Origin of the sequence: Pseudomonas shahriarae (assembly GCF_014268455.2) — a bacterium.
In the GTDB taxonomy this organism is placed as follows: Bacteria; Pseudomonadota; Gammaproteobacteria; order Pseudomonadales; family Pseudomonadaceae; genus Aquipseudomonas; species Aquipseudomonas shahriarae.
This window is the reverse complement of sequence record NZ_CP077085.1, coordinates 2,949,167-2,974,278: the sequence shown is the minus strand read 5'-3', so window position 1 is coordinate 2,974,278 and position 25,112 is coordinate 2,949,167. Positions and strand designations below refer to the sequence as shown.

Below are 25,112 nucleotides of genomic sequence, written 5' to 3'. Positions count from 1 at the left end.
GCGTGAAACCGGTCACACCCTTTGCTTAAAGACGGTCACAAAGATCAAAGGTAGGAGCTGCGCTGATCCAACTCAGCTGGATTCCGTGAGGATCAAGCTGCGGTAATGCCCGGGATTGGAGCCCGACCATTTGCGAAAGGCCTTGTAGAACGAGCTCACATCGGCAAAACCCAGGCGGCTGGCGATCTCGGCAAAGCTGATATCGGCCTCGGCCAGCCACACCACTGCCAGCTCCTTGCGCACGCTGTCCTTGAGCCCCTGGTACGTCTGCCCTTCTTCGGCCAAGCGCCGGCGCAGCGTCGAGGCGGACATGCACAACTCATGGGCCAGACTGTCGGTTTCCGGCCACTGTTGGGCCGGGCGCTGGCGCAGGTCGTGTTTGATGCGCATCGCCAGGCTGTCCGGGTCGCGGTATTTGACCAGGATGTTGGCGGGCGCCTGGGCCAGGAAGCGCTTGAGTTCCTCGGGGCTGCGCTTGACCGGCAGGTCGAGGCAGTCTGCCGAAAAAATCATGCGGGTACGGGTGCGATCAAAACGCAGGTTGTCGGAAAACATCACCTGGTAATCATCACAAAATGCCGGCTGCGCACTGCGCAGTTCGATGGCCAGGATCGGGATGCGTCGGCCGGCCAGCCAGCAGGCGACGCCGTGGACGATCATCCAATAGCAAAAGTAGGTAAACGCGCGCCGTGGTTCCGGCTCAGGTTCCAGCAGCACGATTTCCGCCAGGCTTTGCTGACGCACCAGCTGCGCGGGAAGGTGCTCAAGCATCAACGACAGGAAGCCCAGGCCGGTTTCCAGCGCCTCGCCAAGGGTGGGCTGGGCCATGGAGGCACGACACAGGAACCCCAGGCTGCCCGACTTCAACTTGCGCGGGTCCATGCCAAAGAACTCATCATCCCGGCGCCGCGCCAGCAAGCGCCAGAGCCGCGCGTATGCCAGCGCCGGAACCCGGGCGGCGGGCTGCTCCAGCAACGCGGGGTCGATCCCGACCTTGCTCAGGGCCTCCCACGTCGCCGCACCGGGGGCGCAACTCTGCAACAGGGCTTCACGAACCAGGTGGATGGAGATTGTGTCTTTTTCCGACATGGGCCAGGGCTCAATCTTGTAGGTCGGCCATTGTAGGAGCGTGTTGGCTTGTAAGGAACACATACCCACGCAGCAACGACATAGAGGGCTGTTCAGGCCGCGTTCAGAAAACGTCAAGATCCTCTGTTTAGTAATGAGTATCATTATGTTACAACTTAGCACCCTAACTAATTACGTTGCGGTGCCCGATGCTCGTCCCCTTTCTCATCATGCTGCGCGAAGGCATTGAAGCCGCATTGATCGTTGGCATCATCGCCAGCTACCTGCAACAGACCGGCCGTGGTCAGTGGATGCCAGCGGTATGGATCGGCGTATTTCTCGCCGCCGCTTTGGCCCTGCTGGTCGGCGGTGGCCTGGAGTTGGTCAGCGCCGAGTTCCCGCAAAAACAGCAAGAGCTGTTCGAAGGCATTGTCGGCCTGGTCGCCGTGGGGATTCTCAGCTCCATGGTGTTCTGGATGCGCAAGGTCGCACGCTCGATCAAGCACTCCCTGCACCAGTCCCTGGATCACGCGTTGGCCGGCTCGCGCAACCAGGTGCTTGCCCTGATCGCCATGGTGTTTTTCGCCGTGGCCCGTGAAGGCCTGGAGACGGTGTTCTTCTTGCTGGCGGTGTTCCAGCAGAGCGAAGGCCCGGCCGCGCCCATCGGCGCCCTGCTCGGCCTGGTGCTGGCGATCATCGTCGGGTTCCTGATCTACAGCGGCAGCATGCGCCTGAACCTCGGTGCGTTCTTTCGCTGGACCGGGCTGTTCATCCTGGTGGTAGCCGCCGGGATCCTCGCCAACTCGGTGCAGGCCCTGCATGAAGCCGGGGTGTGGAACCACCTGCAAGGCGTGCTGTTCGATTTCAGCGCAACCCTGCCGATGGATGGCCCGCTGGGTTCGGTGCTGGCCGGCATGTTCGGCTACCAGGACGCACCGACCGTCAGCACCCTGGGCGCCTACCTGATTTACCTGGCGCTGGCGCTGGCGATGTTCTTTATGCCCGCCGCGCCAGCCACCTCTTCTTCCGTCTCCAGCCAGTAAGGTCGTCCCTTGCCAAACCCAGCCCCTGTCTCACCACCCCGCGCGTTGCGTTGGGCGGTCGCCGGTTCGGTGATCGTGATGATCGCCGCCGGCGGCCTGTTCTACTACGCCGCGCAATTGGCCGCCGCCAAGCGCCAGGTCAATCACAACGAAATCGCCGTGATCATCCACGCCCACGCCTGCGAACCCAACGCCCTGAGCGTACCGGCGGGCCGTGCGAGTTTTCGCATCATCAACCGTTCGGATCGCGCGGTGGAGTGGGAAATCCTTGACGGCGTGCTGGTGGTCGAAGAGCGCGAAAACATTGCGCCGGGCTTGAGCCAGGTGATCAACGCCAACCTGCTGCCGGGCGACTACGCCATCACCTGCGGCCTGTTGAGCAACCCACGCGGCACCCTGCATGTAACCCCGACGGCCGAGTCTGACGCCCAGGCCAAAGCCAAGCCCTCGATGGTGGCCTTTATCGGCCCGCTGTCGGAATTTCGCGTGTACCTGAGCAGCCAGGGTGGCGCTTTGATCAAGGCCGTCAGCGCCCTTGAACAAGCGATTGCCGCCGGCGACCTGGCCCAGGCCCAGGCCCAGGCCCTGTACCTGCCGGCTCGCGAGGCTTACCAACGACTGGCCCCGGCGGCCCAGCGCCTGGCCGAGCTGGACAACGCAATCAATGCCCGCGCCGATTACTTCGAGAAGCGTGAACAAGACCCGGCCTTCAGCGGCTTCCATCGCCTGGAATATGGCCTGTTCGAGCAGCACACTCTCGGCGACCTGACACCGATTGCCCAGCGTCTGCTGGCCGATGTCACCACCCTCAAGCAACAGTTGTTGGCGCAGTCGCTGCCGCCCGAGCAACTGGTAAGCATCCTGGTGCGCAACCTCAACAGCCTGGCCGACGTGCGCGCCGCCAGTGGCGAAGAGGAGCGCTACAGCCACCTCGACCTCAACGGTTTTGCCGCCAACCTGACGGTGACGCGCAAGGTGGTGGACCTGATGCGGCCGCTGTTGACCAAGTCCGCCGCCGACCTGCTGCCGGGAATTGATAGCGCGATCAACGCCTTCGCCGCGCAACTCGACGACTTGCAGGTCGATGGCCATTACCGCAGCTACAACCGCGTTACCGCCGCTCAGCGCCAGCTGATCGCCGACAAGGCCAAGGCTCTGGCCGCCGCACTCGATGGAATCGACCCAGCCCTTGGCCTCTCCGGCCTTAAGTGAAGACGACCAAACACATGAGTGATTCACCACAGTTCAACGCCCAACGCCGCCGTGTGTTGCTCGGGATGGCCGCCACCGGCGCCGCGATTGCCGGCAGCAGCCTCAGTTGCCCGGCAATGGCAGCCGGCGCAGCCCAGGTCACCACCGCGCCCAGCAGCGAAAAAACCCAGGACCACCAGGCCTTCCACGGCAAGCACCAGAGCGGCATCGTCACCCCGCGCCCGGCCTGCGGCATGCTGGTAGCGTTCGACGTCCTGGCCAGCGACCGCGAAGACCTGGAGCGGCTGTTTCGCACCCTCAACCAGCGCATCCGTTTTTTGATGACCGGCGGCAGCGTGCCGCAAGTCGACCCGAAACTGCCGCCCAGCGATTCCGGGATCCTCGGCCCGGTGGTCAGCCCGGATAACCTGACCATCACCGTATCGGTGGGTGAATCGCTGTTCGACGAGCGTTTCGGCCTGGCCGCCGCCAAACCCAAGCGCCTGATCCGCATGGTCGGCTTCCCCAACGACGCCCTGGAACCGGCGCAGTGCCACGGTGACTTGAGCCTGCAGTTCAGCTCCAACACCCCCGACACCAATATCCACGCCCTGCGCGATATCGTGAAAAACCTGCCGGACCTGCTGCTGGTGCGCTGGAAACAGGAAGGCAGCGTACCGCCCCAGGCCCCTGCCCGTGCCGGGCAACCGGCGCAGAGCGCACGCAACTTCCTGGGCTTTCGCGATGGCTCGGCCAACCCCGACTCCAACGACACCAAAACCATGGACCAACTGGTCTGGGTCCAGCCCGGCAGTGATGAGCCCGCGTGGGCCGCCCATGGCAGCTACCAGGCGGTACGGATCATCCGCAATTTCGTCGAACGCTGGGACCGCACGCCCTTGCAGGAGCAGGAAAGCATCATCGGCCGGATCAAGACCAGCGGCGCGCCCATGGACGGTCACAGCGAAGCCCAGGTGCCCGACTACAGCAAGGATCCGGCCGGCAAACTGACCAAGCTCGATGCCCATATCCGCCTGGCCAACCCGCGCACGGCCGCGACCCAGGCCAACCTGATCCTGCGTCGGCCATTCAACTACTCCAACGGCGTCAACAAGAACGGCCAGCTGGACATGGGCCTGTTGTTTATCTGCTATCAGGCGGACCTGGAGAAAGGCTTTATCAGCGTACAAACCCGGCTCAATGGCGAGCCCCTGGAGGAATACCTCAAGCCAGTGGGCGGCGGGTATTTCTTCACCTTGCCGGGCGCCACCGGGCCGCAGGATTTCATCGGCCGAACCTTGCTGCACAGCACTGCCAAGACCTAACCCTCCACAGCGGAAACCGCCCTATGAACATGTCGTCTCTTGCGTTGTTATTGAGCCTTTCTCCGCTCGCGGCCTTTGCCGCGCCGGCGCCCCTGGATCTGGTGGGCCCGGTGTCGGACTACAAGATCTATGTCACCGACAAGATCGAGGAACTGGTGACCCAGACCCAGGCCTTCACCGACGCGGTGAAAAAAGGTGACCTGGCCACCGCGAAAAAACTCTACGCGCCCACCCGCGTTTACTACGAATCCATCGAGCCCATCGCCGAGCTGTTCAGCGACCTCGATGCATCGATCGACTCACGGGTCGACGACCACGAAAAAGGTGTGAAAGCCGAAGACTTCACCGGCTTCCACCGCATTGAATACAGCCTGTTTGCCGAAAACACTACCCAGGGCCTGGGCACCCTTGCCGACGGCTTGAACACGGACGTCAAGGATCTGCAAACCCGCGTTGCCGGTCTGACCTTCCCGCCGGAAAAAGTCGTCGGCGGCGCTGCCGCATTGCTCGAAGAAGTGGCCGCCACGAAGATTTCCGGCGAAGAAGACCGCTACAGCCACACCGACCTGTATGACTTCCAGGGCAATATCGACGGAGCGAAGAAGATCGTCGACCTGTTCCGTGGGCAGATCGAACAGCAGGACAAGGCGTTTTTGGCCAAGGTCGACAAGAACTTCGCCACGGTGAACACCATCCTGGCCAAATACAAAACTGCCGATGGCGGCTTTGAAACCTACGACAAGGTCAAGGAAAGCGACCGCAAGGCCCTGGTGGGCCCGGTCAACACCCTGGCCGAAGACCTCTCGACCCTGCGTGGCAAACTGGGTTTGAACTGACACCTCAACGCTAGCGGCTCTGAGCCTGACCCACCGCCATCGCGGGCAAGCCCGCTCCCACAGGGGTCTCAGCGAGCAGAAAATGTTCGCCACACCACAAATCAAATGTGGGAGCTGGCTTGCCTGCGATGGCGGTGATTCAATCACCGACCATAGTGACTGAAGCACCGCCATCGCAAGCAAGCCCACTCCCACAGCTGTAGATCCCTATCATCCGGGTTAATCGCGCTGTGCGTTTAACCGTCTTACCTATAACGTTCCATAGACTCCCACTCACGGAAGATTTCCCATGCCTCATTCGGCCACCCGCCTTGATGCCGCCCCGCCCACTCCCTTCAACCTGCGCCCCCTGCTGCTGGCCAATATGGCCTGCACCATGGCGATGATGGCGTTTGTCTCGCTGATCGGCCCCATCGCGCGGGTGCTGGGGCTGGCGACCTGGCAGGCCGGCGCGGCGGTGACGGTGTCCGGTGTGATCTGGATGCTTTTGGCGCGGCCCTGGGGCCAGGCCAGTGATCGCCTGGGTCGGCGGCGCGTGCTGTTGCTGGGCACCGGGGGCTTCACCCTGGCCTATTGGGCCCTGTGCGTGTTTATCGACGCCTCCCTGCAACTGCTGCCCTCGGCGATGCTGGCATTTATCGGGCTGGTGCTCGGGCGCGGGTTGATCGGGGTGTTTTACGCGGCGATCCCAGTGGGGGGCTATGCGCTGATCGCGGACAATATCGAGCCGGCCCATCGCGCCAAGGCCATGGCCTCGCTGGGGGCGGCCAACGCCTGTGGCCTGGTGTTGGGCCCGGCGATTGCCGCGCTGCTGGCCCGCCACAGCCTGAGCCTGCCGTTTTATGTGATGGCGCTGCTGCCGATGCTCGGGTTTCTGGTGTTGCTGATGAAGCTGCCGCGCCAGGAGTTGCACCTCAAACAACCGCCCAAGGCCGTCAACCTCTCGGACCCACGCTTGCGCCGGCCATTGGTGGTGGCCTTTGCGGCGATGCTCTGCGTGTCGATTGCCCAGATCACGGTGGGCTTTTTTGCCCTGGATCGCCTGCAGATGAACCCCGCCGACGCCGCACAAACCGCCGGGATCGCCCTGACCATGGTCGGCCTGGCCTTGATCTGCTCGCAATTGCTGGTGCGCAAGCTGGAATGGCCACCCCTGCGGCTGATCCGCGTCGGCGCGCTTGTTTCGGCCCTGGGGTTTGCCGGGAGCATGTTCGCCGATACGGCGTGGATCCTCTGGCTGTGTTTCTTCGTCTCGGCGGCCGGCATGGGCTGGATCTTCCCATCGTTCGCCGCCCTGGCGGCCAACGCGGTGGACGCCTCGGAACAAGGCGCCACTGCCGGATCGGTGGGGGCGGCGCAAGGGCTGGGCGTGGTGGTCGGGCCGCTGGCCGGGACCCTGATCTATGCCGTTGAACCGCGGCTACCCTACCTGGTCGCGGCTGCCCTGCTGTTGCTCATTGCGCTCTGGCCGGCACCGCGCCACTAGAGGATCCGGTAAAGCAAGCGCTCGACTCGGACGCGACTGACCCGGCGCAGGAACTTGCCGACGGCTTCGGGGTAATCCACCAGTGTCTGCAACTGCTGGTAGCCCTGGATCCGCGTGGTGTGCTGGAAAATGTCCTCCAGCTCGCGGCGCCGTGGCGCCAACCACTGGCCCTGGGGATCGTCGATCAGCAGGGCGTTTTCCAGGTCCAGGCGAAAGGCCCGGGGGTTGAGGTTATTGCCGGTGAGCAAGGTATAGCGTTCGTCGACCCACATGCCCTTGAGGTGATAGGTGTTATCCCCGTCGCGCCACAGGTGCAGGTTGAGTTGGCCACTGTCGATCATGCGCTGGTGGCGCTTGGCAAAGCGGCGCAGGCTGATTTCGTAGAGATACGGCAGCGCGGCGATGATTTTGAAAGGCTCGCTGGGCGGGATGTAGAAGTCGTTGGCGGTCTTGTCGCCAACGATGATGTCGATCTTCACCCCACGGGCCAGGGCCCGGTTGATTTCCCGGGTCACCGGCAGTGGCAGGTTGAAATACGGGGTGCAGATGGTCAACTGCCGCTGGGCACTGGCGATCAGCTCGCAGATCACCCGGCTCAGCGGGTTGTTCTTGCCCACTCCCAACAACGGGCTGACCGACAACCCACCAATCCCAGCCTGGCCGGCCGTGGTGTCATAGGTCGCGTGCTTGAGCCGGCTGCGCAGGTCGCCGATGTCATTGCGCAGGCTGCGGGTGGTGGGCAGGTTGGGCAGGTCCAGGCGGTGTACCGCCTTGGCCGCCACCAGGCCGTGTTCCACCAGGTGCTGCATGGAGTCGGCCAATGGCTTGTTGTGGATCAGGTGATAGCGGTCGAAGCGGTATTTATCGAACTTGTGCAGATACACATTGTTCAGGCTGGCGCCGCTGTACAGCACGCTGTCGTCGATCACGAAGCCCTTCAGATGCAGCACGCCAAACAGCTCGCGGGTCTGCACCGCAACCCCATACACCGGCACATGTGTCGGATGTGACTGAGTCATTGCCTGGTACCAGGCGCTATTGCCCGGCTGCTTGCCCGCACCGATCAACCCGCGCTGGGCACGCAGCCAATCCACCATCACCACGATATCCAGTTCGGGCCGTGCGGCCTTGGCGGCGTGCAGCGCGTCAAACACCTCCTGGCCCGCTTCGTCCTGTTGCAGGTACAACGCGACGAGGTAGATGCGGTGTTGGGCCTGGGCGATTTGCTGCAGCAGGCAGCGGCGAAACTCGGCAGCGCCGGACAGCACCTCAATCGCGTCGGTGGCCAGGGGGAAACCGCGCAACTTGGGCAACAGGGAACGTTTGAATAACGACGGCATAGGGCTCGCAATGATCGAATCCGAAGAGCCCGAGAGCTTACACCATGGGGGTCCTCAGGTCTGCCCACTGGCCGCTGAAAATAATTGATTGACCAAGAAGAACGATCGTTCTACTGTTTGCAGCATGAACGATATGACCAGCAGTGAAACCCGCGACATTATTCTGGACGTCACCGAAAAGTTGATCTATCGGCACGGCATTGCGGCCACCGGTATGGATCTGTTGGTGAAAACCGCCGGCGTCTCCAGGAAAAGTATCTACCGCTACTTTGCCAATAAGGACGAACTGGTGATCGCCGCCCTGCAGCGGCGCGATGAACGTTGGTTGCAATGGCTGCGCAGCGAGGTCGAGCAATACGCCGGCAGCGGCGCCCGCTTGCTCGGCGTGTTCAGCGCTCTGAAGACCTGGTTCGACTCTGCGGACTTTCGCGGCTGCGCCTTTATCAACACCAGCGGCGAAACCGGTAACCCGCAAGACCCGGTACGTTTACTGGCCAAGGCACACAAACAGAAACTGTTCGAGTATTTGCTTGAACTGTGCGAGGCACATGGCACCCCGGCCCCGGAGCAGCAGGCCGCGCAACTGCTGATCCTGGTCGATGGCGCCATTACCATCGCCCTGATCATGGGCGATGTCACCGCCGCTGATAATGCGCAATGCATGGCGCAGAACTTATTGGCACTTTGAAAGTTGTACGGGTTTAACAACTAACGATCCAAAGGAGCAGTCAAATGACCGCCAATGCACACGTGCGTCCGCCCTTACCGCCCTTCACCGAGCAATCGGCCATTGAAAAGATCCGTCTCGCCGAAGACGGCTGGAACTCCCGTGACCCGCAACGCGTGTCGCTCGCCTACACCCTGGACACCCAGTGGCGTAACCGCGCCGAGTTCGCCCATAACCGCGAGCAGGCCAAGGACTTCCTGACGCGCAAATGGGCCAGGGAACTGGACTACCGCTTGATCAAGGAGTTGTGGGCGTTTACCGGCAACCGCATCGCGGTGCGTTATGCCTATGAATGGCACGACGATTCCGGCAACTGGTTCCGCTCCTACGGCAACGAGAACTGGGAGTTCGACCAGGACGGTCTGATGTCCAATCGGCATGCGTGCATCAATGACATGCCGATCAAGGAAAGCGAACGCAAGTTCCACTGGCCGCTGGGGCGGCGCCCGGATGATCATCCGGGGCTGTCCGAACTGGGGCTGTAACCTTGTAGGAGCCGGGGGGCGTCGAGTCCTTGCCGGCTCCTGCAATGCCCGTCAATCCTGCTTCAACCCCACCTGATACAACACGCCATCCTCCTCATCCGTGAGTATGTACAGGAAACCATCCGGGCCCTGGCGTACATCGCGGATACGCGCCTTCAGTTCGCCCAGCAGGCGCTCTTCGTGGACCACCTTGTCGCCCTCGAACTGCAGGCGAATCAGTTCCTGGCTGGCCAGGGCGCCGATAAACAGGTTGTGCTGCCAGGCTTTGAAGCGGTCAGCGTCGTAGAACGCCATGCCGCTGATGGCCGGTGACTTTTCCCACACATGATGGGGGCCGACCGTGCCTTCGGCTGTCTTGCCACGGGCCTCGGGAATCGGCAGCAAGGAATAGTTGATGCCGTGGGTCGCCAGGGGCCAGCCATAGTTCTTGCCACGTTCGATGATATTGATTTCATCGCCGCCACGCGGGCCGTGTTCGTTTTCCCAGAGGGTGCCAGTCCACGGGTTCAGCGCCGCGCCCTGTGGGTTGCGCTGGCCATAGGACCAAATCTCCGGCCGCGCTCCCGGCTGGCCGACAAACGGGTTGTCATCCGGCACGCGACCATCCGGGTAGATGCGCACCACCTTGCCTTGCAGCTTGTCCAGGTCCTGAGCCGTGGGCCGATCGTTGTTCTCGCCCAGGGTCACAAACAGGTAGCCGTCTCGGTCAAACACCAGGCGCGAGCCAAAGTGATTACCGGTAGAGAGCTTGGGCTCCTGGCGCAGGATCACCTGGAAGTCCTTGAGGCCGCTCAAGTCATCGCTCAAGCGACCACGGCCTACCGCCGTGCCGGCCGTACCGCCCTTGCCGCCACCTTCGGCGTAGGACAGGTAGACCAGGCGGTCTTCCTTGAAATCCGGTGACAACACCACATCCAGCAAACCGCCCTGCCCTTTGGCCCAGACCTGCGGCACGCCACTCAATGGCGCCGATAATTTGCCATCACTGCTCACATAGCGCAGCGCGCCTGGCCGCTCGGTGACCAGGAAACCTTGCTTGTCGGGCAAAAACGCCACCGCCCAGGGATGGTCCAGGCCTTTGACAATCGGGGTCGCGGTGAGGCTGCCTTGCTCGCTGGGGAACTGGCGGGTCTCGGCGGCCAACGCGGGCAGCGCGCTTGCCAGGGCGACAGCGCAGCAGGTCGCTAAAAGGGTTTTGCGTAGAAACATACGTGGGGTTCCTTGCGTTCAGGGCCGGCGATTGCCATTGGCATCTTGTGTCGGGGCTGAAGGTTGGGTGGCAGGGCGTGTGGGCACTGCATCACGTTGCGGATAGCGATTGCCGATACCGCCGTTTTCCAGGGTCGGCGGCCGCGGTACCGGCGCGGTGTAGGTACCGCGGGCGGCGGGCGTATTGGGCTGGGTGCCCTGCATGCTATTGGGATTGGCCCGCTTGATCGGGCTGTTATACGGGTTGTTGTTGCCGGGCAGGTTTTGCGCCTGCAACCCGCCACTCAAGGCAAGGCCCAGGGCCAGTACTGCAAGGCTGCGTGTACGGCTGTTCATGACAAAACCTCTATAGGGCGAGGAATACCTGCATTCGATAACACGCTACGCCCTGGGTTCGGATTTGGTAACTAAATACTTTCCAGGCAGGTGTAACACGGCTTTTCGAATGCCCCTGTGCCAACCGGCCGACAGCCGAAACTTTTGCCAGCGGCTACAGGTCACCTGAAGACCATTCCCCATCAGGAAGCACGGCCATGCCACGGGCAATATGGAAAGGCGCAATCAGCTTCGGCTTGGTACACATCCCCGTGTCGCTGGTCTCGGCCACCTCGGCCCAGGGCGTGGATTTCGACTGGCTGGACAAACGCAGCATGGACCCCGTGGGCTATAAGCGCATCAACAAGACCACCGGCAAGGAAGTCACCAAGGACAACATCGTCAAGGGCGTGGCCTATGAGAAAGGCCGCTACGTGGTGCTCAGCGAAGAAGAGATTCGCGCTGCCCATCCCAAGTCCACGCAAACCATAGAGATCATCGCGTTTATTGACCGCGACCAGATCCCTTTGCAGAACATCGACACCCCCTACTACCTGGCCCCGGACAAACGCGGCGGCAAGGTCTATGCGCTCTTGCGTGAAACCCTGGACACGACCGCCAAGGTCGCCCTGGCCAACGTGATACTGCATACCAAGCAACACCTCGCCGCACTGATGCCCCTGGATTCAGCGCTGGTGCTGGTGATGTTGCGCTGGCCCGCTGAAGTTCGCGGCCTCGACGAACTGGAGTTGGGCGAGGACGTGATCAAGCCGAGCCTGGCCAAAGGCGAACGGGACATGGCCAGGCGCCTGGTGGAAGGCATGAGTGCCGACTGGCAACCGGACGACTACCGCGACAGTTTCCAGGACAAGATCATGGCCCTGGTCAAGAAGAAGGCCAAGGCCGGCAAGATTGAAAACGTCGAGGCCCAGGACGGTGCGCAAGAGCGCAAGTCGGCTGACGTACTCGACCTCACGGAGCTGCTCAAGCGCAGCCTGGCCGGCAAATCGACGGCCAAGCCCGCTGCGCGTAAAAAAACCACCAAGGCCTCCTGAGCCGTTTGCCCAAAGGACGCCCCCATGCCCAAACCCCTGAGTGAGTATCAGCGCAAGCGCAACTTCAAGGTCACTTCAGAACCGTCGCCGTCAAGCCCCGCACGGCGCCCAGCGTTAGCTTTGACGTTTGTGGTGCAGAAACACGCGGCACGCAACCTGCACTACGACTTTCGCCTCGAACTCGACGGGGTGCTAAAAAGCTGGGCAGTGCCCAAGGGACCCAGCCTGGACCCGAGCCACAAACGCCTGGCGGTGCATGTCGAAGATCATCCGTTGAGCTATGGCGCCTTTGAAGGCAGCATCCCCGCCGGCCAGTATGGGGCGGGTGACGTGATTGTCTGGGACCGTGGCATCTGGCAACCCCACGACGACCCGCACAAGGCCTACGCCGCCGGCAAACTGAAGTTCACCCTGGTCGGCGAAAAGCTTGCGGGCGATTGGGCCTTGGTGCGCACTCGGCTCAAAGGCAGTGGCGACAAGGAGCAATGGCTGTTGATCAAGGAGAATGATCAACAGGCGCGCCCCATCAGCGATTACGACATCGTCCAGGCCCAGCCCACGAGTGTCTTGAGCAATGCGCGGGTAGGCCAGCCTAAGACCCGCCAGCCCACCCTGCCCGACCAAATGGCGCCGCAACTGGCGACCCTGGTAGACCGCGCCCCGGCTGGCGACTGGCATTACGAAATCAAATTCGACGGCTACCGGATCCTGGCGCGGGTACGCGATGGCCATGTGCACCTGTTTACCCGCAACGGCCATGACTGGAGCGATCGCCTGCCCCGCCAGGTCAAAGCCCTCGCGGCGCTGAAACTCAAGGACTGCTGGCTCGATGGCGAGGTGGTCAGCCTCAATCGCGACGGGCTGCCGGACTTCCAGGGATTGCAGCAGGCGTTCGATAGCGGTCGCAGCCAGGACCTGGTGTATTACCTGTTCGACGCGCCGTTCTTGCACGGCCAGGATCAGCGCAGTGTTGCCCTGCAAGAGCGCCGGGCAGCCCTCAAGGCGGCATTGGCGGGGAACCAGAGCCCATTGCTGCGCTTTTCCGAAGCCTTCGCGGCTGATCATCACGATATCTTGCACAGCGCCTGCAGCCTGGGCCTGGAAGGTGTGATCGGCAAGCGCGCCGGCAGCCCCTACAGTTCCACGCGCAGCGCCGATTGGATCAAGCTCAAATGCCGCCGGCGCCAGGAGTTCGTAATCGTCGGCTACACCCGCCCCCAGGGTTCACGCAGCGGGTTTGGCGCGCTGCTGCTGGCAGTCCACGCGGACCGTGCCCTGGTGTATGCCGGGCGCGTGGGGACCGGCTTCGATCAGGCAACCCTGCAAACGCTGTATAAAAAAATGCAGCCCCTGGCCCGGCAATCCTCGCCCTTGGCCAACCCCGTGACCGCCGCCCAGGCCCGTGGCGTGCACTGGATAAGGCCGCAGTTGGTGGCCGAAGTGCAATTTGCCGAATGGACCCGCGAAGGCCTGGTGCGCCAGGCTGCCTTTGTTGGCCTGCGCAGCGATAAACCACAGGAGCAGATTGTGCACGAGCCACCACTGGCGCAAAGCCGTGTTTCACAGATCCGCATTACCCACCCCGAGAGAATCATTGATCCCACCAGTGGCACACAAAAGGCGCAACTGGCCCGATTCTACGAAGATATCAGCGAGTGGCTCCTGCCCCACTTGCGCCATCGCCCGGTCGCACTCCTGCGGGCACCCGAAGGGGTCGACGGCGAGCAGTTTTTCCAGAAACACAGCGAGCGCCTGGCCATTCCCCTTATCACTCAATTGGATCAGGCCCTCGACCCCGGCCATGCGCGCCTGATGGAAATTCATAACCTCGCGGCATTGATCGGCGCCGTACAAATGGGCGCGATTGAGCTGCACACCTGGGGGGCCACGGTCGACAAAATCGACACCCCGGACCTGTTTGTACTCGATCTGGACCCGGACCCGGCGCTGCCCTGGAAGAGCATGTTGGAGGCAGCGCAACTGGTGTTGTCGGTGCTGGATGAACTGGGCCTGACTGCCTATATCAAGACCAGTGGCGGCAAGGGCTTGCACCTGATTGTGCCGTTGGCGCGCCGGGATGGCTGGGACACGGTGAAAGCCTTCGCCAAGGCCATTGCGCTGTTCATGACACAGCAACTGCCGGAGCGTTTTACCGCCACCAGCGGCCCCAAAAACCGCATCGGCAAGATCTTTATCGACTACCTGCGCAATGGCCGCGGTGCCAGCACCGTCGCCGCCTATTCGGTACGCGCCCGCCCGGGGCTGCCGGTTTCCGTGCCCATCAGCCGAGATGAACTCGACAGCCTGCGCAGCGCCCAGCAATGGAATGTGACGAATTTGCAGGCGCGCTTAAACAGCCTGAAAGCTGATCCCTGGGCGGGTTATGCCAACCGCCAACGGCTCAGCAAGAAGATGTGGCAGAAACTGGGGGCCCAGCCGCCAGAATAAAGCCCCCCGCCGATGGCAAGGGGGCTGATGCTCAGATCAGGATAAAAATCACTGCCAAACCGGCAAAGATCGCCCACTTTTCCAGGTAATAGCGGGTGCGGTTACGCTTTTTCAGCTCCTTGCCCCGCAAGCGGATCTTGTACAGGCGGGTGAAAGCGCGGTTCAAGCCACCGGTCTTGTCCCCGGCATCATTGGGTGAGCCGGCGGCCGCCATGACGTTGCGGCTGAACCAGCGATTGAACGCTGCCGCCCAACGATATTTCATCGGTCGCTCGATATCGCAGAACAGAATGATACGGTTTTGCGCCGTGGTGTTTTCGGCGTAGTGGATGTAGGTCTCATCGAACATCACCGCTTCGCCGTCACGCCAGTAATAATTCTCACCGTCCACGTTGATGTAGCAGCCTGGATCGTTGGGCGTATCCAGCCCCAGGTGGTAGCGATAGGAGCCAGCATAAGGATCGCGATGGCGGACCAGCCTGGAACCTGGCGGCAGTTCGGCAAACATCGCCGCCTTGATCGAGCCGATACTTTGCACCAGCTCGGTAGTGCGCGGGCACAGCTTCATGGCCGAGGGGTGACTGTCGCCGTACCACTTGAGGTAGAAACGCTTCCAGCCCGATTTGAAAAACGAGTTGAAGCCAACGTCGTTGTATTGGTCGGAGCGCTTGATCTCGCCGGCGCGCATCAGGTTCTGGCCTTCCTCGCGGATCTCCTGCCAATGCTCCTGGAGCGGGCTCAGGTCGGGGAAGTCACTGGGGGCAAGGTACGGCCGGCCGGGCAGCTTGGAGAACAGGTAAAGGAAGCAATTGACCGGGGCGAGGAAGGTGGAGTGGTCGCTTAATTGACGGCCCAGCTTATGTCGCACCCGGCCACGCAGATGGACATACGCAATGGACGCAACGTACAGAGCAACAATAATGAGTTTCACGAGAATTCGTCACATATCAGAAGAGTACAGGCTGCTCCGCCAGGCCCTACCGGGCTGGGGATGGAAAATGCAGCACCTGAAATCACAATTCATTAACAGACCCACGACCGTCTTGGAGACAATTCGGATAGTGGCCAATGGCAGTTATTTTAGCCATAGTTTGTAACCAAAGGTTAACTAAGAATTGTGAAAAGGTGTCTTCCGACTGTATAGCCGCGCCACCTCGAACGGGCGGTGGCGGGAGTGCCGGGCTGCGACGCAGCCCGGGAAAGGTCCGGTGTGACTCAGCCCAATGGCGGCTCATCCTTGCGTTCACGCCGGGTAAAACGGTCATCGTCCAGGCCTGAATAGGCCACAGTCTGGCGCCGCGTCAAGACCAGATGGCGAACCAGCGCAACGAACATCCCCAGCAGCAAGCCGACTGCCAGGCTCAATGCAACCACCAGGACTTTTTTCGGTTTGATCGGGCTCAGCGGCTCTTGCGCGCGCCGGTCAATCGTCACCAGTTTCAACGCACTCATATCAATATTCAGGCCACGCAGGCGTGCCACTTCAGCACGCAAGGGCTCGACGTCCTGCAGGAAAATATCTTCATTGCCCCGCCGCTTCAGGACTTCGACTTGGCGATTGACCTCCAGCAGTTGCAGCTCCTTGCCGATTTCCGCAACACGGCTACTGGTGAAGTCATCGCTGGTCCGCTGCTGCAAAGCCCTGCGCTCGGCTTCGAGGGCGTCGGTGCCGAGGAAGTACAGGGGAATCTGCTGATTATTGACCTCGGTACGCATCACCTGACTGGAGCCACTACGCCCGGCATCGGCCATAGACGAGGGTGTGGTCGGGCTCTTGATACCCATGGACTTGGCAATCGAGATCGCTTCGTTCAACTCTGCCAGGCGGTTGGAACGCTGCATTTTCATCTGTAGGCGCAGGGCACTGAGTTCATCTTCCAGCTGTGCGCGTTTGAGCTTGTCGCCCTCCAGCAGCTTGGCGATCTTCGATTCCTTGTCGGTTTCATAATTGGAGCGCGCTGCATCAATCTTGCCCTTGAGCTCGGTGAGGCGGTTGTTGACGATCACCTTGAGGTCGGCGCCCACCTGCTCACGCTCTTGCGCAATGGCGTAGTCGACAAAACCGTTGAGAATCGCCACCCCGTCAACGTCCGTGGGGTATTGCAGCTCAAGACGAATATAGCTGCTCAGGGAGTCGGATTTTTTCGGGTCGGGCAGGATCAGCTTGATCGAGTTACGGTTGAACGCTTCAAAACTCTGTTCAAGGCTGCGCCCTGGCTCCTGAAACGCCTGGAACAACGCCGGGTTGGCCTTGAAGAACCCCAGTCGCGCGTCATACGAGTCCAGTTGCGCGCCGACTTTGGCCAGTGCGTCCGCCGGCGGCAACTTATAGACTTCGGAGCGATTGAGGGCATCCAGCTCATTGATAGCCGCCGGGCGCAGCACGCTGCTGACCTGGTACTCACGGGGTGCCAGCAACGCGTAGCCAACGCCAATCAGGCCGGCAAACAGGGTACAGCCGATAACCAGTTTCTTTTGTCGCCAGATCGAGTGGAACAGATCAAATAAATCAATTTCATCGGACACCACGGGAGCTTGCACCTGGGGAGTTCTGTTCAAAATGGGGACACCCTTTTAGAAGTGGACGCTGGCTGCCCACTACACAATAGATCTGAATAACCAACTGAAAATACAGGGACAACGCCCTGGATATGGCCAGTACGACACGAGGCAACGGTCATCCGACCATTGCGTCACTGAAAAAATCCCTACCCCATTCAGATTGTTTTCCTTCAGAAAAAATAATGTCGTATAAGGCATTGATCAGCGTAGACGACATATCGGAAAACATCGGGATAACGACATGTCAGAACCGCTTTAAATAGCTGCTGGCAAAGGAAAAACCGACCGGGACAGACCTTGAGGAAGTTTTCTGCCATACCTTTGAACGGAATTTGCCAGGGCGCATTGCTGCTGTGGGCGGTCCCGCCATTTATGCCTCATTAAAAAAGGAATTTTTATATGCCCACGTCCCCTCCCCGCACCACGCCGTGCCCGACCGAACAGGACAAACAAGCCCTGCAAGGCACCTGGGAACAAATCGCCCTGGAAGACAGCGGCATCGCCAACCCACCGGATGAACACAGTGCGCCCGGTGCGCTGACCACAATCGAGGGGGATCAGTTTCGGGTCATGACCCAAGATGGCGAGGTATTACTGCAGGGCAGTTTTACCCTGGACGCCAGCACCACGCCCAAGAGCATCACCTGGATCGACGCCATCGGTGCCGACGCCGGAAAGCACCTGCCCGCCAGCTACACCCTGGATGATGAGCGCTTCGTGTTTATCGCGGCGGATGAAGGCATGCCCCGGCCGACGCGTTTCAGTACGACGCCAGGGCAGACAATGCGCACTTTCGTACGCCGGTCATGAACGGATGAGGGGCATTCGTTTTTGCGACAGGATTTTCACGAAGTATTCACGTTTGGCGCGCTAGGTTAGACCCAACTCCTCAGATGAATCCCTTGGCCCGCCGCCCCAGCGGGCCTTTTTTTTGCCTTCAGGCCGGGCGCTTGACGGCGGTCAGGGTGTAGCACATCGGCAGTTGCGCCGCCTGGTTCTCGTACTGGTCGTAGAGCTCTTCGCGATTGGAGTGCGGGTACTCCTGCAGGTGGCTGATCTGCAAGCCTGCCGCGATGGCCGCGCTGACAACCTCGCCTAAGGTGTGCACGAACCAGTAAGACGCCGCGACTGCGCTGTTACTCGGCCCCTCATAGACAATCGCCTCGTGCTGCACAAAAGGCTCGCGGCGAAAATATGAGGTGACCGGCAGCATCGGGTTCGGCGCTGCGGGGTCGAACACTTCCAGGATCGGATGAGTCTCGTAGATCACCAGCGTCCCGCCGTCTTTGAGGGTGCTGGCGACATGCCCCATGAATAGCCCGATATCCGGCATCCAACCCAACACCCCGATGGTGATCAGGGCGATATCAAAACGCCCCTGCAACCGCTCGGGCAAATGATGAATATCGGCTTCGATAAACTCGGGCGCATGGGGTGAGCGACTGGCCAGCTCCGCCGCCTGTGCCAGAAATGCATCGGACTGGTCGACCCCCACCACACTGCTGGCGCCCAGCCCATACAGCGACAGGCTTTCACGGCCGTTATTGCAACCCAGTTGCACGGCGTCCCGCCCCTTGACGCCCACCTGCATTAACAGGGTGGTCAGGGTGGGATCCAGGCAGGAGAAATCAGGCGCGCCGACATCCGCGAGCAGGCTTTGCCAGTGCTCGGTAGCTTTGTGGTGTTCGGCGGATTCGTTCCAGGCGGCCTTGTTGCTGGCGATTGCCTGTTGAGCAGACAGCGTGTCCATTGCGTCTCCAAACCATTGAACGTGCGCAACACGATGGCGATGAGCGTCGTCAAGAAAACAGAAGGGAGTCCGCCCCGCACCGACAGCCTCGCCATCCTTGAACCGGTAAAGAGCCATCACTGCAGGGCGAACGCTGGAAACTTAATCCACGGTCATTGCATGTTCAACTGTTAACAAACACAGATCGGACGGCCGATACAGTTTCGATACAACTCGATGCTTTTTGTAAGGATTTCCGCAAAAAAAAGACAAACCAGGCACTTCCAGCGGCCCGACACGCCTGCCTGTCATATAACTCACGCCGCACATATGCGACAATGCGCGCCAAATTCCAACATACACCCCATATTTTCTGCTCGGCGACTGGGCTTCACGCCTTGATGTCGCTGTTGACGCATGCCCGTTGGCCCGGGCTCCGAATGGGTCCCGGCCCAAATAAGCGCACCCCAAGCTATTGATAGGTAAAGTAATTGATCTCCACAGCTAACATCACCATGCAGTTCGGCGCCAAGCCGCTGTTTGAGAACGTCTCGGTCAAGTTCGGCGCCGGTAACCGTTATGGTTTGATCGGTGCCAACGGTTGCGGCAAGTCGACCTTCATGAAAATCCTCGGTGGCGATCTCGACCCGTCCGGCGGCCAGGTCATGCTGGAGCCGAACGTGCGCCTGGGTAAGCTGCGCCAGGATCAGTTCGCCTACGAAGAATTCAATGTCATCGACACCGTGATCATGGGTCACGAAGAGCTGTGGAAGGTCAAAGCCGAGCGCGATCGCATCTACTCGCTGCCGGAAATGAGCGAAGAAGACGGCATGGCCGTGGCCGAGCTGGAAACCGAGTTCGCCGAAATGGACGGCTACACCGCCGAATCCCGTGCCGGTGAACTGCTGCTGGGCCTGGGTATCGGCATCGAGCAGCACTTCGGCCCGATGAGCGAAGTGTCTCCAGGCTGGAAGCTGCGCGTATTGCTGGCCCAGGCGCTGTTCTCGGATCCGGAAGTGCTGCTGCTCGACGAACCGACGAACCACCTGGACATCAACACCATTCGCTGGCTGGAAAACATCCTGACCCAGCGTAACAGCCTGATGATCATCATCTCTCACGACCGTCACTTCCTGAACAGCGTGTGCACCCACATGGCTGACCTGGACTACGGCGAGCTGCGCCTGTTCCCGGGCAACTACGACGAGTACATGACCGTGGCGACCCAGTCCCGCGAGCAATTGCTGTCGGACAACGCCAAGAAGAAAGCGCAGATCTCCGAACTGCAATCGTTCGTCAGCCGCTTCTCGGCCAACGCCTCGAAAGCCAAGCAGGCCACTTCCCGCGCCAAGGCGATCGACAAGATCCAACTGGCCGAGGTCAAACCTTCGAGCCGTGTGAGCCCGTTCATCCGTTTTGAACAGACCAAGAAACTGCACCGCCAGGCGGTCATCGTCGAGCGCATGGCCAAAGGCTTTGACGGCAAGACCCTGTTCAAGGACTTCAGCTTCCAGGTTGAAGCCGGCGAGCGCGTGGCGATCATCGGCCCGAACGGTATCGGCAAGACCACCCTGCTGCGCACCCTGGTCAACGAACTGACCCCGGACGCCGGTAGCGTGAAGTGGACCGATGCGGCCGAACTGGGCTACTACGCCCAGGACCACGCCCACGATTTCGAAGACGACGTCACCCTGTTCGACTGGATGGGCCAGTGGGCTCAGGGCGAACAAGTGATCCGCGGCACCCTGGGCCGCATGCTGTTCTCCAACGATGAGATCCTCAAGTCGGTCAAGGTCATCTCCGGTGGTGAGCAAGGTCGCATGCTGTTCGGCAAGCTGATCCTGCAAAAGCCCAACGTGCTGGTCATGGACGAACCGACCAACCACTTGGACATGGAATCCATCGAGGCGCTGAACCTGGCGCTGGAAAACTATCCGGGCACGCTGATCTTCGTCAGCCACGACCGTGAGTTCGTATCGTCCCTGGCCACCCGCATCATCGAGTTGAGCCCAAGCGGCGTGATCGACTTCAGCGGCACCTATGACGACTACCTGCGTAGCCAGGGCGTGGTGTTTTAAGGGCCGCCAATAGCGGTTAGCCACACGCTGCAAGTAAAAGCCCCGTCAGCAGTGACGGGGCTTTTTGCATTTCCAGGCTCGACCAACGGCGCGTCAGGGCCGATGATTGTTAGCCTGCTTCCTTTTCTTCCAAGCCCTTGCCATGATGCGTTCACCGCCCTGCCGCGAATGAGCCTCCATGCCAGCCGCCCCCAGCTCCCTGTCGATCACCCTGCAGATCGTCTCCATCGTCTTCTATACCTTTATCGCGTTTATCTGCATTGGCCTGCCGATTGCGGTGATCCCCGGCTACGTCCATGAACAACTGGGTTTCAGCGCCGTGGTGGCCGGCGTAACCATCGGTTCGCAGTACCTGGCCACCCTCCTCAGCCGCCCCATGGCCGGGCGCATGTCGGACAACGTCGGCACCAAGCGCGCGATCGTGCTGGGCTTGAGCGGTATTCTGCTCAGCGGTGTCTTGACGTTTTTTGCCACGCTGCTGCACAGCCTGCCCAGCCTGAGCCTGGGGATTCTGCTGGTCGGTCGCGTGTTGCTGGGCGTGGCCCAGGGCCTGATCGGTGTCGGCACCATCAGTTGGTGCATGGGCCAGGTCGGCGCCGAACACACCGCGCGCTCGATCTCCTGGAACGGCATCGCCTCCTATGGCGCCATCGCCATTGGCGCGCCGCTGGGCGTGGTGATGGTTGCGCAATACGGTTACAACAGCCTCGGTCCCGCGCTGGCCGTGCTGGCAGCCCTGGGCCTGGTGCTGATCCGCAAAAAACCCTCGGTGCCGGTGGTGCGCGGCGAGCGCCTGCCGTTCTGGGCGGTGTTCGGGCGGATCGCGCCGTTTGGTGCCAGCCTGTGCCTGGCGTCCATTGGCTACGGCACCCTGACCACCTTCATTGCCCTGTTCTACCTCAATCGCGGCTGGACCGGCGCCGCCTGGTGCCTGACGGTGTTTGGCATCTGCTTTATCCTCTCGCGCCTGCTGTTTATCTCGAGCATCAGCCGTTTTGGCGGGTTTCGCGCGGCGATTGCCTGCATGACCCTGGAAACCCTCGGCCTGACCCTGCTATGGCTCGCGCCCTCGCCCGCCATTGCCTTGATCGGCGCCGGCCTCACCGGGTTTGGCTTGTCGTTGGTGTACCCGGCACTGGGCGTCGAAGCCATCAAACAGGTGCCCAACAGCAGCCGGGGCGCCGGGCTGAGTGCCTATGCGGTGTTTTTTGACCTGGCGCTGGCGATTGCCGGACCGCTGATGGGTGCGGTGGCGTTGAACCTGGGCTACTCGTGGATTTTCTTTTGCGCGGCGCTACTGTCCGTCACGGGCCTGGGCCTGACCTGGCTGCTGATGCGCCGGGCCTACTGATCCGCAGTCTGCATCCCGGCCCGCGAGTGCTGGCCGAGGGTGCGACTGAAAAATCGTCCGGCCTCGGAGATCAGGTCGCGGTGAATACCCTCGCGGTCCACCCCATCGGCATCGGTACAAAGCACCGGCATCAGCGCCAGTTGCTCGTCATCGCAAGGGGCCATGAAAATAAAGTGCCCAGCTCCGGCCAACAGTTTGAAATCCGGCGGCTGCGGCAGCTTGCGCGCCAGGGCGGCGGCGTTTTTATCCACGGCTACCAGCTTGTCGCCATCGCCGCTGTACAGCAGCACCGGCACATGCACGTCGCCCAGGGTCTGACGACCGAACATCAGGCTGAGCGGCGCCATCAGCATCAACGCGTGGATCCGTGGGTCGGCCTGGGGTTGCAGGTCATCGCGGTCGACCACCAGCTCACCCTTAGAGGTACAGGCGTCGCGGTCTTCAGGACGCTCCTGGCAATAGCGGCGCAAACGCTCGAAATCCGGCTTGGCCCCGGCCAGGATCAGCGCCGTCTCGCCGCCCGCCGAATAGCCGATCACCCCTACCTGGCCCACGTTGACGAACGGCGACAGCATCGGGTCGCCCAGGGTCGCGGTAATCGCCGCAGAAATCTGGATCGGCCGGCCATACAGGTTACTCAAGGTACCCAGGCGGCTGTGGTCCTTATAGTTGTCGCCCGGGTGCAGCACGGCGACCACCACAAACCCCTTGCGCGCCAGCGACGTCGCCAGGTCGTGCAAAGCCAGGGGCGTGCCGGTGTTGCCATGGGACAGCATCAGCAACGGGAAGCGGCCGATGGCGACCTTGGCGTCCTCGGCGGCGGCGACGCGATACGCCCCCACCTGACTGAGATGTTCATCACCCGTGGACGGATAAAACGCGATGGCTTTCATCGGCTGCGAATCCAGCGGGTCAAGAAAGCTCATGCGGTGATAGCCCACGCTCCAATGGGGGTGCGGGGCGACAGCGGCGTGCACTGAAACGAGGCCGCCGAGCAGGGAAACCAGCAAGACTGCACAAAGACGCATCATGGGGATGTCCACCTGTGCTGGGTGACGCCTGCAGGCCGATGCAGCCTCGGGCGGTATGACCCGGTGTTGCATAAGCTGCGCCATATTCGCCGGTTCAAAACAAAAAACTCCGTATTCCGCCAGCATTGAAGCTAGCAGAATACAGAGTTTAGACAGCCCGAATCAGATTGAAAGGCGCTCGTGCTTACGCCGCGACGAACAACTGCTCGCTGATCAGCGCATTGGCATCGTTCAATGCCTTGCTGCGTGCTTCGTCACCATAGGCCAGGCCGTGGGCACGTACGAACTCGATATCAGTGATACCGAAGAAGCCCAGCAGCACTTTCAAGTAGTCCTCGTGCCCGACGCCGGTCGGTTGGCCAACGTGCAGGCCACCGGCGGTGGAGACCACGATGACTTTCTTGTTGCCGCACAGGCCTTGCGGGCCGGCTTCGGTGTAGCGGAACGTCTGGCCAGCGACGGCAATGCGGTCGATCCAGGCCTTGAGCTGGGTGGGAATGGTGAAGTTGTACATCGGCGCGGCGATAACCACCGCGTCGGCAGCCAGGAACTCGGCCAGGGTCGAGGCGCTCAGGTCGGCTTCGTGCTTCTGTACGGCATCACGCAACTCGGCGCTGGTGCCCAACGCGCCCAGGGTAATCCCGGAAAAATGGGTGATACCTTCGCTGGCCAGGTCACGGTAGGTCACTTCGACACCCGGCTCAGCCGCCTGCCAGGCCTTGACCACTTCGCCGCTCAACTGGCGGGATACCGAGTTGTCACCGAGGATGCTGGAATCAATATGCAAGAGTTTCATGTGGGATCTCCAAGTGAGGATCGCCACCGGCGATCTGATGGGGAGAATCCTACAGATCAATCCAATAGCCGATTAGCCGGTTAAAATGCGATAGTTCGTCCCACTGACAGGACAATAGGCCCAACATGCAAGACCTCAATGACCTCTACTATTTCGCCAAGGTGGTGGAAGCCGGTGGCTTCGCGGCGGCTGGCCGGCTGCTGGGCATCCCCAAGTCGCGGCTGTCGCGGCGCATTGCCGAACTGGAAGAACGCCTCGGCGCCCGCCTCTTACAGCGCACCACCCGGCAACTGACCCTGACGGCCGTCGGCGAACGCTACCTGGGGCACTGCCAGGCGATGCTGCTGGAAGCGGAAATGGCCGACGAAGCCGTGGTCAACATGTCCAGCGAACCCCGGGGCCGGCTGCGGGTCAGTTGCCCGGTGGGCCTGGCCCACGAAATCCTGCCGACGGTGGTGGCGCAATTCCTCGCGGCCCACCCGCTGGTGCAACTGGAGATGATGCTGATCAATCGCCGCGTCGACCTGGTGGCCGAGGGTGTAGACGTAGCTTTGCGTGTGCGCGAGTTGGGGGACGAAGACCCACTGCTGGTGACCCGTCGCCTGCGTCAGGCGCAGACGGCCATGGTCGCCAGCCCCGAGTTTGTGCGCGACCGCCAGATCAACAGCCCGGCCGACCTCAAACACCTGCCGGTATTGGGCGCCCTGGAAGCCGACCGTATGGTCCACCTGCGCATGCTCGACCCTGCCGGCAATGCCACCGACCTGGCGATGGAGGCCCGCCTGGGCATCGACGACTTCCTGGTGCGCAAGGCCAGCGCCCTTGCCGGCCTGGGCTTCACCGTGCTGCCCATGATGTATTGCGAGCAGGAGCTGGAAAGTGGCCAACTGGTGCAACTGCTGCCCGAGTGGTCGCTGCCCGGTGGCTGGCTGCAAGCGGTGTACCCGCATCGACGCGGCGTATCCCCAGCGGTGCGCGCCTGGATCGACTTTCTGGCCCATGCCTTCAACAGTTGCGGAGATCGACTGCTATGAGTA

General features: G+C 61.4%; 22 protein-coding genes. 13 read left to right on the top strand and 9 right to left on the bottom strand.

Features of this window, described 5'->3' with window-relative positions; genetic code table 11:
- Window positions 1–72: 72 nt before the first annotated feature.
- Window positions 73–1,089: an AraC family transcriptional regulator gene (locus HU773_RS13290; protein ID WP_057440114.1), complete on the bottom strand. Its 1,017-nt coding sequence runs from the start codon at window positions 1,087–1,089 to the stop codon at window positions 73–75.
- Window positions 1,090–1,277: 188 nt separating this feature from the next.
- On the opposite strand from HU773_RS13290, the gene efeU reads away from it, so the two are divergent.
- The 5 genes from efeU to HU773_RS13265 all read left to right on the top strand — a co-directional run bounded on the left by efeU (window position 1,278) and on the right by HU773_RS13265 (window position 6,949).
- Window positions 1,278–2,111 (top strand): iron uptake transporter permease EfeU, encoded by an 834-nt coding sequence (gene efeU, locus HU773_RS13285; protein ID WP_169990094.1) that lies wholly within the window; start codon window positions 1,278–1,280, stop codon window positions 2,109–2,111.
- 78 nt (window positions 2,112–2,189) lie between these two features.
- Window positions 2,190–3,323 (top strand): iron uptake system protein EfeO, encoded by a 1,134-nt coding sequence (gene efeO, locus HU773_RS13280; protein ID WP_225923872.1) that lies wholly within the window; start codon window positions 2,190–2,192, stop codon window positions 3,321–3,323.
- A 14-nt stretch (window positions 3,324–3,337) separates the two neighbouring features.
- On the top strand, window positions 3,338–4,627 hold the full coding sequence (gene efeB, locus HU773_RS13275; RefSeq protein ID WP_057959776.1) for an iron uptake transporter deferrochelatase/peroxidase subunit: 1,290 nt from the start codon (window positions 3,338–3,340) through the stop codon (window positions 4,625–4,627).
- Between the two features lie 23 nt (window positions 4,628–4,650).
- On the top strand, window positions 4,651–5,463 hold the full coding sequence (efeO, locus tag HU773_RS13270; RefSeq protein ID WP_115128161.1) for an iron uptake system protein EfeO: 813 nt from the start codon (window positions 4,651–4,653) through the stop codon (window positions 5,461–5,463).
- A 289-nt stretch (window positions 5,464–5,752) separates the two neighbouring features.
- On the top strand, window positions 5,753–6,949 hold the full coding sequence (locus tag HU773_RS13265) for an MFS transporter (protein WP_057444795.1): 1,197 nt from the start codon (window positions 5,753–5,755) through the stop codon (window positions 6,947–6,949).
- On the opposite strand, the gene pssA is transcribed toward HU773_RS13265, so the two are convergent.
- On the bottom strand, window positions 6,946–8,289 hold the full coding sequence (gene pssA, locus HU773_RS13260) for a CDP-diacylglycerol--serine O-phosphatidyltransferase (RefSeq protein ID WP_186625933.1): 1,344 nt from the start codon (window positions 8,287–8,289) through the stop codon (window positions 6,946–6,948). The two genes, HU773_RS13265 and pssA, sit on opposite strands and share 4 nt — an antisense overlap.
- A 124-nt stretch (window positions 8,290–8,413) precedes the next feature.
- On the opposite strand from pssA, the gene HU773_RS13255 reads away from it, so the two are divergent.
- Both HU773_RS13255 and HU773_RS13250 read left to right on the top strand, forming a co-directional pair.
- Window positions 8,414–8,977, top strand: coding sequence for a TetR/AcrR family transcriptional regulator (locus HU773_RS13255; RefSeq protein ID WP_057959740.1), 564 nt, complete (start codon window positions 8,414–8,416; stop codon window positions 8,975–8,977).
- Between the two features lie 44 nt (window positions 8,978–9,021).
- Window positions 9,022–9,501, top strand: a complete 480-nt coding sequence (locus HU773_RS13250) for a nuclear transport factor 2 family protein (protein ID WP_057440109.1) — start codon at window positions 9,022–9,024, stop codon at window positions 9,499–9,501.
- 51 nt (window positions 9,502–9,552) lie between these two features.
- On the opposite strand, the gene HU773_RS13245 is transcribed toward HU773_RS13250, so the two are convergent.
- Both HU773_RS13245 and HU773_RS13240 read right to left on the bottom strand, forming a co-directional pair.
- On the bottom strand, window positions 9,553–10,710 hold the full coding sequence (locus tag HU773_RS13245) for a PQQ-dependent sugar dehydrogenase (protein ID WP_169990090.1): 1,158 nt from the start codon (window positions 10,708–10,710) through the stop codon (window positions 9,553–9,555).
- An 18-nt stretch (window positions 10,711–10,728) separates the two neighbouring features.
- Window positions 10,729–11,046: a hypothetical protein gene (locus HU773_RS13240; RefSeq protein ID WP_120732947.1), complete on the bottom strand. Its 318-nt coding sequence runs from the start codon at window positions 11,044–11,046 to the stop codon at window positions 10,729–10,731.
- A gap of 197 nt (window positions 11,047–11,243) precedes the next feature.
- Here HU773_RS13240 and ku point away from each other — a divergent pair, with 197 nt between their 5' ends.
- Both ku and ligD read left to right on the top strand, forming a co-directional pair.
- Window positions 11,244–12,080: a non-homologous end joining protein Ku gene (gene ku / locus HU773_RS13235; RefSeq protein ID WP_128593703.1), complete on the top strand. Its 837-nt coding sequence runs from the start codon at window positions 11,244–11,246 to the stop codon at window positions 12,078–12,080.
- Window positions 12,081–12,104: 24 nt separating this feature from the next.
- Entirely contained in the window at window positions 12,105–14,528 is a 2,424-nt protein-coding gene (gene ligD, locus HU773_RS13230; protein WP_186625934.1) for a DNA ligase D, read from the top strand.
- Between the two features lie 31 nt (window positions 14,529–14,559).
- On the opposite strand, the gene lpxO is transcribed toward ligD, so the two are convergent.
- Both lpxO and HU773_RS13220 read right to left on the bottom strand, forming a co-directional pair.
- On the bottom strand, window positions 14,560–15,459 hold the full coding sequence (gene lpxO, locus HU773_RS13225) for a lipid A hydroxylase LpxO (RefSeq protein WP_057440106.1): 900 nt from the start codon (window positions 15,457–15,459) through the stop codon (window positions 14,560–14,562).
- A 284-nt stretch (window positions 15,460–15,743) separates the two neighbouring features.
- Window positions 15,744–17,087 carry an LPS O-antigen chain length determinant protein WzzB gene (locus tag HU773_RS13220; protein ID WP_169990087.1) on the bottom strand — a complete coding sequence of 448 codons (1,344 nt, stop codon included), beginning with the start codon at window positions 17,085–17,087 and terminating at the stop codon, window positions 15,744–15,746.
- Between the two features lie 402 nt (window positions 17,088–17,489).
- Between HU773_RS13220 and HU773_RS13215 the strand changes: the two genes are divergently transcribed.
- On the top strand, window positions 17,490–17,900 hold the full coding sequence (locus HU773_RS13215) for a TIGR03067 domain-containing protein (RefSeq protein ID WP_169990086.1): 411 nt from the start codon (window positions 17,490–17,492) through the stop codon (window positions 17,898–17,900).
- Between the two features lie 127 nt (window positions 17,901–18,027).
- Here HU773_RS13215 and HU773_RS13210 read toward each other — a convergent pair whose 3' ends face one another.
- Complete coding sequence (locus HU773_RS13210) at window positions 18,028–18,840, bottom strand: class I SAM-dependent methyltransferase (protein WP_186625935.1); 813 nt, start codon at window positions 18,838–18,840, stop codon at window positions 18,028–18,030.
- Between the two features lie 470 nt (window positions 18,841–19,310).
- Here HU773_RS13210 and HU773_RS13205 point away from each other — a divergent pair, with 470 nt between their 5' ends.
- Together HU773_RS13205 and HU773_RS13200 are read left to right on the top strand one after the other, a co-directional pair.
- Window positions 19,311–20,897 (top strand): ABC-F family ATPase, encoded by a 1,587-nt coding sequence (locus tag HU773_RS13205; RefSeq protein ID WP_071610063.1) that lies wholly within the window; start codon window positions 19,311–19,313, stop codon window positions 20,895–20,897.
- Window positions 20,898–21,075: 178 nt separating this feature from the next.
- Window positions 21,076–22,248: an MFS transporter gene (locus tag HU773_RS13200; protein WP_115128153.1), complete on the top strand. Its 1,173-nt coding sequence runs from the start codon at window positions 21,076–21,078 to the stop codon at window positions 22,246–22,248.
- Here the strand turns inward: HU773_RS13200 and HU773_RS13195 are convergent.
- Both HU773_RS13195 and HU773_RS13190 read right to left on the bottom strand, forming a co-directional pair.
- Window positions 22,242–23,279 (bottom strand): alpha/beta hydrolase family protein, encoded by a 1,038-nt coding sequence (locus HU773_RS13195; protein ID WP_186625936.1) that lies wholly within the window; start codon window positions 23,277–23,279, stop codon window positions 22,242–22,244. The two genes, HU773_RS13200 and HU773_RS13195, sit on opposite strands and share 7 nt — an antisense overlap.
- Before the next feature lie 184 nt (window positions 23,280–23,463).
- Window positions 23,464–24,075: an FMN-dependent NADH-azoreductase gene (locus HU773_RS13190; protein ID WP_057440100.1), complete on the bottom strand. Its 612-nt coding sequence runs from the start codon at window positions 24,073–24,075 to the stop codon at window positions 23,464–23,466.
- Window positions 24,076–24,200: 125 nt separating this feature from the next.
- Between HU773_RS13190 and HU773_RS13185 the strand changes: the two genes are divergently transcribed.
- Entirely contained in the window at window positions 24,201–25,109 is a 909-nt protein-coding gene (locus HU773_RS13185) for a LysR substrate-binding domain-containing protein (protein ID WP_057440099.1), read from the top strand.
- Window positions 25,110–25,112: the final 3 nt, after the last annotated feature.

Bases quoted from the DNA above. Each gene is read 5' to 3' on its own strand.
- HU773_RS13290 (WP_057440114.1), bottom strand. From the start codon at position 1,089: ATGTCGGAAAAAGACACAATCTCCATCCACCTGGTTCGTGAAGCCCTG.
- efeU (WP_169990094.1), top strand. From the start codon at position 1,278: ATGCTCGTCCCCTTTCTCATCATGCTGCGCGAAGGCATTGAAGCCGCA.
- efeO (WP_225923872.1), top strand. From the start codon at position 2,190: ATGATCGCCGCCGGCGGCCTGTTCTACTACGCCGCGCAATTGGCCGCC.
- efeB (WP_057959776.1), top strand. From the start codon at position 3,338: ATGAGTGATTCACCACAGTTCAACGCCCAACGCCGCCGTGTGTTGCTC.
- efeO (WP_115128161.1), top strand. From the start codon at position 4,651: ATGAACATGTCGTCTCTTGCGTTGTTATTGAGCCTTTCTCCGCTCGCG.
- HU773_RS13265 (WP_057444795.1), top strand. From the start codon at position 5,753: ATGCCTCATTCGGCCACCCGCCTTGATGCCGCCCCGCCCACTCCCTTC.
- pssA (WP_186625933.1), bottom strand. From the start codon at position 8,289: ATGCCGTCGTTATTCAAACGTTCCCTGTTGCCCAAGTTGCGCGGTTTC.
- HU773_RS13255 (WP_057959740.1), top strand. From the start codon at position 8,414: ATGAACGATATGACCAGCAGTGAAACCCGCGACATTATTCTGGACGTC.
- HU773_RS13250 (WP_057440109.1), top strand. From the start codon at position 9,022: ATGACCGCCAATGCACACGTGCGTCCGCCCTTACCGCCCTTCACCGAG.
- HU773_RS13245 (WP_169990090.1), bottom strand. From the start codon at position 10,710: ATGTTTCTACGCAAAACCCTTTTAGCGACCTGCTGCGCTGTCGCCCTG.
- HU773_RS13240 (WP_120732947.1), bottom strand. From the start codon at position 11,046: ATGAACAGCCGTACACGCAGCCTTGCAGTACTGGCCCTGGGCCTTGCC.
- ku (WP_128593703.1), top strand. From the start codon at position 11,244: ATGCCACGGGCAATATGGAAAGGCGCAATCAGCTTCGGCTTGGTACAC.
- ligD (WP_186625934.1), top strand. From the start codon at position 12,105: ATGCCCAAACCCCTGAGTGAGTATCAGCGCAAGCGCAACTTCAAGGTC.
- HU773_RS13215 (WP_169990086.1), top strand. From the start codon at position 17,490: ATGCCCACGTCCCCTCCCCGCACCACGCCGTGCCCGACCGAACAGGAC.
- HU773_RS13210 (WP_186625935.1), bottom strand. From the start codon at position 18,840: ATGGACACGCTGTCTGCTCAACAGGCAATCGCCAGCAACAAGGCCGCC.
- HU773_RS13200 (WP_115128153.1), top strand. From the start codon at position 21,076: ATGCCAGCCGCCCCCAGCTCCCTGTCGATCACCCTGCAGATCGTCTCC.
- HU773_RS13195 (WP_186625936.1), bottom strand. From the start codon at position 23,279: ATGATGCGTCTTTGTGCAGTCTTGCTGGTTTCCCTGCTCGGCGGCCTC.
- HU773_RS13190 (WP_057440100.1), bottom strand. From the start codon at position 24,075: ATGAAACTCTTGCATATTGATTCCAGCATCCTCGGTGACAACTCGGTA.
- HU773_RS13185 (WP_057440099.1), top strand. From the start codon at position 24,201: ATGCAAGACCTCAATGACCTCTACTATTTCGCCAAGGTGGTGGAAGCC.